Below are 13,216 nucleotides of genomic sequence, written 5' to 3'. Positions count from 1 at the left end.
GTATAGCATACGCCTTTCATATCGTTGGCGTATGCTATACGCCACTACTTATTCAAAACTGTCATTTCAAAAAATGACAGTTTTTTTATGCCCTTCTGCAACCTTTTTATTGCTAACTGCATCTCATCTACAAAATCCACTCTTCCAAAACTAAACAAAATACTTTATGGGAATTCTCAACCATTCATCCTTTGAGGAAGCCAATCAGGTAGTTTGTTATGCAAGGTAGTAGGTTAAATAATAATTTTGATTCAACATTATTGAAGATATTCTCTCAATCTATCATCAGTTCATTTATTAATACAAACTCTTTATGAAAACTTTATTTTACTTTCTAATCGCCCTCATAAGCCTAAATAGTTTTAAAACTAACGCACAGGGAAAAATCAGTGGACAAATCATTGATGACAAAAACAAAATCGTGGAATTTGCCAATGTTACTTTGCTAAAAGCGAAGGACTCAACACTGGTAAAAGGGGCATTATCAGACCAAAATGGCTCATTTGAGTTTGAAAAAATAACTTACGGGGATTACATCGTAAATATTTCGCAGGTTGGTTACAAGAAACTTTACACGCCTAAGTTTACGCTAAATTCAGAAAATAACACAGTAAAATTATCAAACCTTGTCATGCAAGAAGATTCCAAACAACTATCTGAGGTTCAAGTTGTTGCAAAAAAACCTTTCATCGAACAACAAATTGATAAAACGGTTGTAAACGTTGAAAACTCTATCGTTTCGGCAGGAAGCACGGCATTGGAAGTTTTAGAAAAATCGCCAGGAGTAACGGTTGATAAAGATGGTAATATTTCCTTGAAGGGCAAGCAAAATGTCATGGTAATGATGGACGGAAAGCCAACGTATATGTCGGCATCGGACTTAGCAAATTTGCTCAGAAATATGCAATCGAGTCAAGTGGATAAAATCGAATTAATGACCAACCCACCTGCCAAATATGATGCCGCAGGTAACGCTGGCGTGATAAATATTAAGATGAAAAAGAACCAGAATATGGGCTTGAATGGTTCGGCGACAGTTGGTTTAGGCTATGGATTTTACCAATCTTTACCAAAAGAAAATGCCAATTTGAACTTAAATTATCGTCAAGGAAAAGTAAATTTATTTGGTAATTTTTCTGGCAATAATCGTAAAAGCTTCCAAATCAACGACATTAAACGCAAGTTTGTAGAAAATGGCAAAACACTTTCGGGTTTCGACCAAATAGCTAACTCCGACCGTCAAAATAGCTCATTTTCGTACAAAGTTGGAGCAGATTATTTTATCGACTCAAAAAACACTATTGGAGTTTTATTCAACGGAATGAATGGAATTTGGAAAGAATTGCTTGATAATCAAGCCATTATCAAAAACGCTTTAGGACTTATGGATTCGACTTCCATCACCAAAGGAGATATTAACAATAATTGGGGTAATTATTCTACTAACATCAATTTCAAGCACGTTATTGATTCAACGGGTAAAGAATGGACAATGGATGCCGATTATGCTCGCTATGATTCTGACAATAATATGAAATATCGTACTTCTAAATATGACATTAATAATATCCTCCGCCAAACACGTAACGAAGATGGTTTGACAGCTTCAAAAATTGACATTTATTCTATCAAAGCCGATTTAGTATATCCAATCAATAAAACCTCAAAATTTGAAATTGGAATGAAGTCAAGCTACGTAAATTCAAATAATGATATGCAGTTTGAGTTTTTAATTGGAGATAACAATAATCGTGTAGTTGACCCAACTCGTACTCGTGGATTTTTGTACAAAGAAAATATCAATGCAGGTTACGTAAATTATTCGCAACAATTCAAAAAATTGAGCGTGCAGTTAGGATTGAGAGTTGAAAATACCAACGGACAAGGCACATTGCAAGGCAAAGAATTACTCAACCGCCAATATACAAATGTCTTTCCAAGCATTTATTTACGTGAAAAATTATCCGCAAAACATCAGTTAGGTTTATCGTATAGTCGTAGAATTGACCGTCCGAGTTATGAAGATTTGAACCCATTTTTATTCTTCCTCGACCCATATACTTTTGAAAAAGGGAACGAATTATTGCAACCACAATACACAGATGCCATCGAAATGTCGCATACTTTCATGGATGCCATCACAACGACCATCAATTATAGTCGCACCAATGGCGTAATGACGCAGATTTTAGAACAAAACAACGCTCTTAAATTGACGAATGTTACAAAATTTAACATTGGTTATGTAGATAATTTTGGGATTTCATTCTCAGTGCCAATTCCGATTACAAAATGGTGGTTTAGCAATACTTATTTCAATTTGTACAATAATCATTACGTGGGAGATATTCCCAAAACGACAATTGGAGCAGACGGCGTAGCAACAACAATTTTACAACCTTTGGATGCCAGAGCAACGACGTACCAAGCAAATATGACGCATCAGTTTACTTTGCCAAAGAAATTTTCAATTGAATTGAGTGGTTGGTATCAATCGCCATTTGTTGAGGCTCAATTAATCGGAAAGCCAATGGGAGCAGTTTCTTTCGGAGTTCAAAAGAAATTCTTGAAAGATAAAGCAACCTTAAAATTGAATGTGAATGACGTGTTTTGGACAAATAATTTCCGTGGAAGTTTTGCCTTCAATGACATTGACGTTCAAATTTCTAACAAATGGGAAAGTCGTGTGGCTCGTTTAACATTCACTTATCGTTTCGGGAATAACAAAGTTCAAGCAGCTCGCCAACGCCAAACAGGATTAGAAACTGAAAAAGGACGTGTTAAAAATGGAGGAAATTAGGTGTTAGGTGTTAGGTGTTAGGTGTTAGGTGTTAGGTGTTAGGTGTTAGGTGTTAAAAAGCCCAGTTTGGAATTGTTAGTTCCAAACTGGGCTTTTTAAATTTTCAATCTTAACCAGTCAACCAATTACCAATCAACCAGTAACCAATAACCAATTACAACTTTTCACCAGGAAGTAAATATTTAAACTTCGTCTTTCCTGATTTTTTATCTTTCTTTCCGTTAAATTTCTTCCCTCCGCCCAAGCGACTCCAAGGCCAATGTTTTTTCGTTGTAACCCATGAAAATGTGGCTCTTGGGCGAAAAACGCCATTTTCATGTTTATGTTCTGAAGACACTCTACACGTTTTTTCGGGGCAACGTCTTGCCCAAATACAACCTGTCAAAATTTGGCTTCCAATTATCAGCAAAACACAGCATAAAAACGATTTCAATTTCATTGATTGGGATTTTTTATTTTTAACAAAGGTAATGGAAATATTTTTCGAGGTAAATTTCTCCTTACTTTCCTAAACGTTTTTTTACTTTAAAATATTAGTATTTACCTTCTCTACTTAGATTTCTTCGATAAAACAGCAAAAAAATACCGCTTACTCAGAAGTCGTACCACTAACTCAATAATCGCTCTGTTTTTGAATAGTATATCACAATTTTGTCACAGAAATCTTAAGGCAAATTATTAAGAAGCTGTTTAGGTTAATTTTTTGAACGTGAAAATGATAAGTTTTTGAGTGAAAATCATTCATAAAATTTAAGCATAACAGCGTTACGTTTCAATTTTATGAATGATTTGTAGCCTAAAAATTACTTTTTTTAACTCGAATAAATTAACCTAAACAGCTTCTAAGACAAGCGAGTAATTGAACTCTCAATTAATTATCATTTAACAATTAACTTACCATGAAAAACTTATCAATTTTCTTTTTCGCCCTCATTTTATTAGCAAGTGCTTGTAAAAAAGAGGACGCCGTCACACCAGCAGAAACGCCGTTAGCAAGTTTTTTTGCAGATAGTACCGTTAAAACTGGAACAAAATTCACAAACAGCACTTTTTATGAGTTTGGACAACGATTCCAAGTCTCAAAAGCTGGAAAAATCACAAAATTAGGGGTTCGCACGCCAACTCCAGGAACATACCGTGTTGTGATTTGGGATGTTGATACCAAAACTGTTATTGGTCAAAAAACGGTTGAACAAACTACCTCCAATATTCAAGTTTGGGGAGACATTACACCCTTAGCATTAGTAGCCAACAAACAGTATTTCATTTCTTACCTTTCTAATAATTGGAATACTTTTAATCCTAAAACTGGAGCAACGTTTTCATATCCAATTGTAAAAGGAAATGTAGTTTTGCTATCTTATGCTTATTCAAGTAGCACAAGTGGAGCTTTGCCAAAGTATCCAGCAACAGAGGACAAAACCTATATTGCGGGTTTTGTAGATTTTACTTTTTTACCTGATTGAACCTAACAATCAAGTATTTTAGAAAATGTCAGTCAATTTTAATTGGCTGGCATTTTTGTTTTCTATCACGAAACGTTTAATTTCATTTTTTTAATATTATTTCAAAACCAAAAACATGAAAAATAGACTAACCGTCCTCTTTCTGCTCATTTCTATCGCTGGTTTTTCACAAACCAAATCAGCCAAAAACTCCCCTCCTATTATAGAGGCAACACCTGAAAGTGTAGGTTTATCAAGCGAGCGGATTGCTCGTATGGACAATGTTTTCCAAAATGCGGTTAACAATAAAGAAGTACCAGGCGTAGCAGCAATTGTTGTCAAAAACGGTAAAATTGTTTATCATAAAGCCTTCGGAATGGCTGATAATCAGAGCAATAGAGCGTTAAAACGTGATGACATTTTCAGAATTGCCTCCATGAGCAAAGCCATCACCTCTACCGCAGTTATGATGCTTTGGGAAGAAGGAAAGTTCCTATTAGATGACCCCATTTCTAAATACATTCCAGAATTTAAAAATCCGACTTTATTAAAATCTTTTACCTTTAAAGATACCAGTTTTACCACTGAACCAGCCAAAAAGGAAATCACCATTCGTCATTTATTGAGCCATACTTCGGGTTTAGGTTACGGAGCAATTGATTCAGACGAGCGTTTCAAGGCGATGTACAAAAAGGCAGGCGTTACCGATTTATTTACAACAGAATCTATAAAAATTGGTGAAAGCGTCAAGAAATTAGCCAAATTACCATTGCACCATAATCCAGGTGAAAAATACACTTACTGCGAAGGATTGGACGTATTAGGCTATTTCGTGGAAGTCATTTCTGGAATGCCATTCGATGAGTTTTTGAGAAAAAGAATCTTAGACCCATTGAGCATGAACGATACCTATTTTTACTTACCAGATTCAAAAGCAAGTCGTTTGGTATCAATCCAAAGACCCGATAAAGACGGAAATTGGGAGAAATTTCCAACCACTTTCTACGACCCAGAATACCCAATAAAAGGAGCTAAAACATTCTTCTCTGGCGGGGCAGGACTTTCGAGTACGGCAAAAGACTATGCAACTTTCTTACAAATGTATCTCAACGGAGGTGAATTAGGTGGCAAGAGATTTTTGAGTAGAACAACGATAGATGCCATACTTTCAAACCAAACGGGGATACTTTTTAGCGGTGAAAATGGGGATAACTTTTTTGGTTTAGCATACAGTGTACTCAAAGCCAGTGGCGAAGACAAAGGCGGAATTGGCAGTGAAGGTTCATTTACATGGGGTGGGTATTTCAATACCAATTATTTTGGTGACCCCAAAGAAAAAATCATTGGTGTTATCATGAAACAAACTCAGCAAACAAAAGGTGATAATCTAAACAATCTTTTCCGACAAATCATTTATCAGTCAATTGATGATTAAGAAGTTGTTTAAACAGCTTCAAGCTAAAAATTCCCTTCGGATTGATTTTGGAGGGAATTTTTTATGGAACTATTTACAATTTGTCGCAGAATAAAATTAGACCACAGATTGTACTGATTCAACGGATTTACACGGATAAATTTAAAGATAAATCAGTGTAAATCTGTTTTATCTGTTTTATCCGTGGTCTAATTTTGTCTTGCGACAAATAGTAGATAATTCCGATTTTTTATGGTAACTGCAACTAATTACTGATACAAATATTGAAATGTCAGATTTACAATGAATCTAATTGCTCCACAAATCAGGAAGTTCAAACAAGTTCATTTTCATAATTCGGATTTATATATTATGGATAAGTACAACCATAAATTCCCACAATTGACTAACCAATTGTACTATAATGGAGCATTGAAACTTGCTCTTATTATGTTTATATTTTCAACACAAACAATATTCGCTGAAAATATCAAGCCAAATAATAAGATAGCATCTACCCAAATTTCCAATAAAGATTTTGAGTTTACGCCAAATTTACAATATATATATAGAGAGATTCTTCAGTTTAAACTTGCCACAGCAAAGGCAAATTTAGACAAGGAAAATCCTGAAAATGGTATTAAAATTCTACTTGATGATTATGTCGATATGATTTATCTTTTGAATAATGGTAGTCAAGATGACTATGAAAGATTACTGAAAAATGAGTCAGAAAGATTAGATTTAATTGAAAATTTAGACAAAAACTCTCCCTATCATAAATTTATCAGAGCTGAAATAAAACTTCACTGGGTAGCGATTAAATTTCGATTTGGAAATGAAACAAAAGCAGCATGGAATTTCCTTCAAGCAAATAAATTATTGGAAGAAAACACTAAGTTATTTCCCAATTTTCTTCCTCAAAAAAAATCACTCGGCTTAATTCATATCATTATTGGCTCCATTCCTGAAAGCTACACTTGGGTAACTAAACTGATTGGATTACATGGAAATGTAAAAAAAGGACAAACTGAAATTGGTATGGCTCTTAAAGATTCCATCTTCGGGACAGAAGCTCAATTTTATCACTATTATGTTCAATCATATTTATTAAATTTTGATGAAATCAAGAGTGAACAATTATTGAAATTTGTCAATACTCATCAAGAATACCTTTCTTTCTATTTCTTGGCAACAACCATTTTTCTAAGAAATAATAACAATTTTCAAGCCTCACAACTTATCCAAAAACGCCCAACAGGCTCCATATACCTACAAATGCCCATTTTCAACTATTTGCAAGGTGATATTTCATTACAGAAAGAAGACTATTCTCAAGCTATCAAATTTTATGACGCTTTTGCAAAAAGTACCAAAAGTGATATTTTTTTAAAGGATATTTCACTCAAAACATTTTATGCGTATTGGCTCAATAATGAAGAAGAAAAATCTCTTGTACAACTAAAAAGGATTTCGAAGGTTGGCAATACACTTGTTGATGCCGATAAAACAGCCCAAAGGTTTTACGAAAACTTTACAAAGCATAAAGAATTACCTCATAAGGTATTGATTAAGGCTCGTTTTGCCTTTGATGGTGGATTTTATGATAAATCACTTCATCTTCTTGACCATGTAAAAGATTTACACAATTTGAATACTAAAGAATTGGCAGAATATTTTTATAGAAAAGGTAGAATTTATCATAAAATCAAAAAAACAGAACAAGCAATTGACTTTTATAATCAGTCTATTCATTTAAGTGAAAATCAAGCGTGGGGATTTGGAGCAAGTTCTGCCTTACAATGTGGCTATATCTATCAAGAATTAAGAAATATAGAGCAGGCAAGATTTTTTTTCAAGAAAGCTATTTCTTATAAGAAAAATGAAAATAAAAACGCTATTGACATTCGTGCCAAATCGGCATTAAGAGAGATGAGTAACCAATGAGTATTATGGTTAAGCATTGGCGATTGGCAAACTGGTAAAGTGCTTATTTACAATTCATTACATTAAATACGCTGTTTAATAAGTTATTTCAACTTCCCGAAAGTTCTAAAACTTTCGGGAAGTTCTCCAATCAAACATTTTAGGATGAAAATTATTCAGAAAACTTATTAAATAGTGGATTAAACCTGTTTAAACTTTTAATTTAATTAAATGAATTCACAACTTCGCCAATTTCTTGAATGAGTCCAATATTTTTTTCAATTCCATTCCCCACTACAATCATATCAGCACCAGCTTCCAAAATCAATTTTGCTTTATTGGCATTATTAATTCCTCCGCCGATAATGAGGGGATTATTAAGTTCTTTTTTTACTTCAAAAACCATCTTTACAGGAACATGATTGTTAGCTCCACTTCCTGCATCCATAAAAATCAATTGATGTCCCAACATTTCACCTGCCATTGCGGTACACTTCGCAATATTTATTTGGTCGGCAGGAATAGGCGTTGTATTAGAAATATACGAAACCGACGTTTTTTTGTCCCCATCAATTAATAAATAAGAAGTCGGAATGATTTCTATTTTACTCTGTTTCAAAATTGGAGCAGCAATCACATGGTGTCCTATCAAGAAATCTGGATTACGTCCAGAAATTAACGACAGAAAAAGAATAGCGTCAGCATTAGAGGTAATATGTAAATTATTACCAGGAAAAAGCACTACTGGAATAGAGCAGGTTTTCTTGATATAATCTATCAATTGTTCTAAAATATAATTGGACACCAAACTTCCTCCTATAAAAAAGAAAGAGACTTTGGCATGAATACTATTTTGAATAAGCATTGATAGCGTATCCCAATTTACTTTATCAGGGTCAATCAAAACTGCAAATCCTTTCTTCCTCTCTTTTTTGAATTGCAAAATGGTAGAATAAATCATGTAGCTTAGTAAAGTGTAAAGTGAAATTTACTTCGAAAATAGTTATATAGTATCATATAAATTTACAATATAAAAAATGTTTTACTACTATTTTGACGAAATTACCTTTTCAAAAAACACCCAAAATGCTTCATTTAAAGCCTAAATTATCCAAAAATAGATAATTTTCATCAAAACACCCTTAAATCATACCATTTAATAAAAAAAATGTATGATAATTATTTAAATAGAGTAAATTTAAATAATCATTTCAATGAGATGATTTTGTTGAAGTCAAATATCCTAAGTGTTAGTAAAATTTATTTTAGATTTTGTAATGGAATTTATCATTCCTTTGCCTTGTCTGAAAGTAAAGGTATGTCTATACTTTTAAAGATGTTTTTATAATTATTTATTCTTGCTCCATCATTCATTTCTGTTTTAATAACTCCATTAATTATCAGGCAGTTTTATATTGCTTGACCTTAATCGTATATACCATATCGTTACTTTTGTTTAGTAGATTTTGAAAATCATTAGAAACTATTTTTAATTGATACCAGATGAATTATTTGAAAGTCAATATTCTTTGTTTTTCAATTCTCTTGTTAGGCGGACATTCTTTTGGGAAACAACTATCTGATTCTTTGGCTTTCAATAAAGCTGTTGGAATTCATATTGGCACATTGGGAGGAGGTCTAAGTTTTGCTGGTAAAATAAATAAAGCATCAAATTTTGTATTCAAGTTTGGGGCTACGTACGTCGGATATGGCAAACTATACAACTATAATTATAACGCTAAAACGGTTATTAGAATAGCTCCTGATATCAGAATGGGACAAAGCTATTTAGGTGTTGACTATATGCCATTTAAGAGAAAATCGTTTTTTGTGACGGGAGGCATTAGCTATTTTTTTGATTCAAAGTTTGCAGCCTTAACTGACTCAGACACAGGCTTTGACACGAAAGATTTAGTCTTATCTGCTGAAGATTTTGGGAAAATAAATTTTGAATTGAAATGGAATAAATTAGCTCCCTTTTTAGGTTTAGGATTGGGAAAAACAATTTCTGAAAAGAAGCGAATCGCAGGGAATTTTGAATTAGGAAGTTATTATATCGGAAGTCCAAAGATATTACTCGACTATACAGGAGTATTGGATTTAACAAACATTGATGAAGTAATACCACAAATAGAAAACAATATGAGAGGCTACTCCTTTTTGCCTTACTTAAAAATACAGATATATTATAATTTTAAATGAATAGCAATATCGCTAAACCAAATTCAATTGTATGAAAGCTATATCTTTATTATTAAGCATTGTTTTCGTTATTACAATAGCTTATGCTTGTCAAAATCCTCTTGAGGGTGTTGTCATTAAAACAAAAGATGCTTTGGCAACATCTGCTATAAAAATTCATTACTATAATGCTAATGTTACAGACCCTGAACGGATTCCTAAAGATTTAAAAGTTTCAATCGTAGGCACAGATGCAGACAAAGTGGTTAATTCGGTGGGAGGAAAAAAAATTACGTGTAGCAAAGAAGGTATTTTGGGCATCGCAATTTCACCCGATTATTTGACCAGACCTCTTAAATTTTCAGTTGTAGTTGAGGCAGAAGGATACATAGAGAGTATCAAAAGTTTTTATATTATAGACCAAAGAAATTATGATATAAATATGCCCTTATTTAAAACTAACAACTTGCCAAATGGCTTAGAAAGCACTGAAAATCAAAGCAATACAACAAGCAATGGTAATATTTCGGCTTTCTCAGTTAATTTGAAAGGAAAGAGTGAAAACCTTTCATTGGCGATACAAGAGGGGGTAAATTTAAAAGACGAGTTTAATCAACCCGTTACAGGAAAAATAACAACGATTCTCACGTATTTTGAAGGAAATGCCAAGAGCTACGTACCAAACGCATACACCGTTTATAATGCTATTGATTTGAATGGAAAAACATTAAAACCATTTGATTTTCATAACTTTTGTTTTTTCCAAACAGAGCTTTTTAATGAGCAATATCAAAAAGTAGATTCGTTTTCAGAACCAATAGATATTACCGTTGAAATTAATGGCAACAACATTCATACCTCTGGGGAAAAGTTAAAAGTAGGAGACAAAATAATGTTTTGGGGATACATTGGTGGAGTCTGGACGCAATTAGGGGAATATGTCTTAAAACTAAACAATAGAGGCAAGCTGGAGGTATCAGTAAAAATTTCCAAATCTGGCTATTATACTTTTGGTGAAATGTACCAAGTATGTGAGAAAGCCCCAACGATTGTCATTAATAGTCAATTCTCAAATGCTGATATTTATTATTTTGCAAAATTGATAGAAGCTACTAAACGAACAGAAGTTGGTGCCTTTTATTTGAATATCAATAATGGTGCTAAGACCTCATTAGCTGGCAGAAGACCCAATCATGTTTATTTACAAATATTTGATTATAATTCTGAATATGGGGGAGATTTAGCCAAACCAATATATCAATCTGCCCCTTTTGATTTATGCACAGAACAGCAGATTAATGTAAATATTACGATTCCTCAACCACAACCTATTACACTTGAATTAGTAGTAAACTGTCCTGATGGCAAACTATTGAATGAAGCAGATTTTCCAGCAGAAATGTACTCACAATATAGACTAAGCAACTCAGCTCTAAACAGTTGGAAGGATTTATTCAAATTGACTCGTAATAATAGAAAACTTACTACCAACAAATTACAGTTGGGAAAAAGATATATTTTACGGTCAACCACAAATCCTGCTCAGGGTTGGCCTTTTCTGCAAAAAGATACTACCATTCTACAATCACATTATTTAATAAAACTAAACGGAGAGCAATATTGCAAATAATTTTTCCAAAGAAATCTTGCCTATGAAATAATTAATTATTCAAGTAATTTTCTTGTTAACCTTTGCTTGTATAAAGGTAAAGATATAGCCAGTTTCACATTTTTTAGGTCACTGAAAAATTCAGTTCGGTTGCTTGTCATACACAAATGAGTTGTACATTTTTTATCCGCCAATAAATTTTAATTACAACTATCAATTTATTTATCGTACAACTTCCCATTAGCGTAAATAGTCAACGCTGTCCATCACTTTTTAGTTGATGACAGATAAAAGGATGCAAGACATACATTTTAAAATTAAAATGTATAACACATTATTAAACTGCTTAGAAACAACATTACCTCCGCCACCGATAACTGTTTGACAAAATGGTTATCAAATAAACACGACTACCCTTTTATGAAATATTCGAGTCAAAAAGCGATAATTTTTCGTACTATCTCTGATTTAATTGTGATTATTACCTGCTTTTTCGTGGCAGCACAATGGAGTCGCAGAGGTATCAATAAGTATGATTTTTACTTAGTGTTTATACTCATAGTTGTATGGTATTTTTCAAGTAAAATAAGTAATCTATACGACGAGTTTAGGACTTTACGCTTCATAGATGAATTTCTATTATTATTGCCCAACATATTTTCTCAATATGTTCTGACAGTAATGATTCAATTCTCTTTGAATGAACACCGTTTTCAACGCACATTTTCTATTTTTTACCCTTTTTTATTATTGCTTATTCTCTCAGTGAAAAAGTATTTATTCAAGAAATTATTTATATATCTGAGAAAAAATGGTAGAAACATAAAGAAAATACTGATTGTAGGAACTGGAGATATTGCCCTTAACTTTAGAGATATGATTGAAAACAATTCTCAGTTTGGTTATAGTGTGGTTGGCTTTGTTGATAAACTAAATCCCAAAACACTAAACGGGCATTATTTAGGTAATATCAATAATTTATTATCGGTGTTGAATGGTCAGAAAATAGACGAAGTTATAGTAACCGCACATGATTATACGACGGAAGAAATAAAACGATTAATAGTCATTACAGATAAATGTGCAGTAAGGGCGAGAATCATCCCAAACTACTTTCAATTTAACACAAAGCGTTTTAAAATGGAAATATTTGGGGACTATCCGCTCATCACGGTAAGAAGCGAACCCTTAGAAGAACTCGACTCTTTTCTTTCAAAAAGAGTTATGGATATTCTATTTAGTTTATTAGCCGTAATATTGGTTTTTTCATGGTTATTCCCGCTTATCGCTTTACTAATCAAATTAGACTCAAAAGGCTCTGTCTTTTTTATTCAAGATAGATGGGGCAAAGGGAATAAAAGTTTTAAATGTTTTAAGTTCAGAACAATGTATGTACAGAATGAGCAAGCAGACGACAAATTTCAACAAACCACCAAGAACGACCCCAGAGTTACACGAATTGGGGCATTACTCAGAAAAACAAATTTTGATGAATTACCTCAATTTTTCAATGTTTTGCTTGGTGATATGTCTGTTGTAGGTCCAAGACCTCATGCGGTAAAGCATAATCTCGAAACCAAAGATTTCATTGATGGCTATTTGATTCGTCATTGGGTAAAACCTGGCATCACGGGATGGGCTCAAGCTAATGGATATAGAGGTGAAACCAAAGATATTTCTTTGATGAAAAGAAGGGTCGATTTCGATATTTGGTACATCGAAAACTGGACACCGTGGCTCGATGCTAAAATTGTTGGAATGACGATTTACAGTATGGTAAAAGGCGATTTAATGGCATATTGAAGTGTAATATCACTTCAGTTCGTAAATATGTTTGCTCA

At 33.2% G+C, this 13,216-nt stretch carries 9 protein-coding genes; 7 read left to right on the top strand and 2 right to left on the bottom strand.

Annotated features, from left to right (window positions below; all coding sequences use genetic code 11):
* Nucleotides 1–313 precede the first annotated feature (313 nt).
* The gene (locus VB796_RS08040; RefSeq protein ID WP_323346008.1) at nt 314–2,800 is read left to right on the top strand and encodes an outer membrane beta-barrel protein; all 2,487 of its coding nucleotides are present in this window, start codon (nt 314–316) and stop codon (nt 2,798–2,800) included.
* Between the two features lie 154 nt (nt 2,801–2,954).
* On the opposite strand, the gene VB796_RS08035 is transcribed toward VB796_RS08040, so the two are convergent.
* The gene (locus VB796_RS08035; RefSeq protein WP_323346007.1) at nt 2,955–3,239 is read right to left on the bottom strand and encodes a hypothetical protein; all 285 of its coding nucleotides are present in this window, start codon (nt 3,237–3,239) and stop codon (nt 2,955–2,957) included.
* Nucleotides 3,240–3,699: 460 nt separating this feature from the next.
* Between VB796_RS08035 and VB796_RS08030 the strand changes: the two genes are divergently transcribed.
* The 3 genes from VB796_RS08030 (at nt 3,700) to VB796_RS08020 (ending at nt 7,606) form a co-directional block, all read left to right on the top strand.
* On the top strand, nt 3,700–4,266 hold the full coding sequence (locus VB796_RS08030) for a DUF4082 domain-containing protein (protein ID WP_323346006.1): 567 nt from the start codon (nt 3,700–3,702) through the stop codon (nt 4,264–4,266).
* Between the two features lie 115 nt (nt 4,267–4,381).
* Nucleotides 4,382–5,680, top strand: coding sequence for a serine hydrolase domain-containing protein (locus VB796_RS08025; RefSeq protein ID WP_323346005.1), 1,299 nt, complete (start codon nt 4,382–4,384; stop codon nt 5,678–5,680).
* Between the two features lie 282 nt (nt 5,681–5,962).
* Complete coding sequence (locus tag VB796_RS08020) at nt 5,963–7,606, top strand: tetratricopeptide repeat protein (RefSeq protein WP_323346004.1); 1,644 nt, start codon at nt 5,963–5,965, stop codon at nt 7,604–7,606.
* A gap of 202 nt (nt 7,607–7,808) precedes the next feature.
* Here VB796_RS08020 and VB796_RS08015 read toward each other — a convergent pair whose 3' ends face one another.
* The gene (locus VB796_RS08015) at nt 7,809–8,546 is read right to left on the bottom strand and encodes a geranylgeranylglyceryl/heptaprenylglyceryl phosphate synthase (protein WP_323346003.1); all 738 of its coding nucleotides are present in this window, start codon (nt 8,544–8,546) and stop codon (nt 7,809–7,811) included.
* 542 nt (nt 8,547–9,088) lie between these two features.
* Here VB796_RS08015 and VB796_RS08010 point away from each other — a divergent pair.
* The 3 genes from VB796_RS08010 to VB796_RS08000 all read left to right on the top strand — a co-directional run bounded on the left by VB796_RS08010 (nt 9,089) and on the right by VB796_RS08000 (nt 13,178).
* Nucleotides 9,089–9,787 carry a hypothetical protein gene (locus tag VB796_RS08010; protein ID WP_323346002.1) on the top strand — a complete coding sequence of 233 codons (699 nt, stop codon included), beginning with the start codon at nt 9,089–9,091 and terminating at the stop codon, nt 9,785–9,787.
* A gap of 31 nt (nt 9,788–9,818) precedes the next feature.
* The gene (locus VB796_RS08005; protein ID WP_323346001.1) at nt 9,819–11,396 is read left to right on the top strand and encodes a hypothetical protein; all 1,578 of its coding nucleotides are present in this window, start codon (nt 9,819–9,821) and stop codon (nt 11,394–11,396) included.
* Between the two features lie 399 nt (nt 11,397–11,795).
* Nucleotides 11,796–13,178 carry an undecaprenyl-phosphate glucose phosphotransferase gene (locus VB796_RS08000; RefSeq protein ID WP_323346000.1) on the top strand — a complete coding sequence of 461 codons (1,383 nt, stop codon included), beginning with the start codon at nt 11,796–11,798 and terminating at the stop codon, nt 13,176–13,178.
* The last annotated feature ends 38 nt before the right edge of the window (nt 13,179–13,216 follow it).

The organism is Arcicella sp. LKC2W (assembly GCF_034931005.1).
GTDB lineage: Bacteria > Bacteroidota > Bacteroidia > Cytophagales > Spirosomataceae > Arcicella.
The sequence above is the reverse complement of the archived record's forward strand: the minus strand, read 5'-3'. Positions and strand labels throughout refer to the sequence as shown.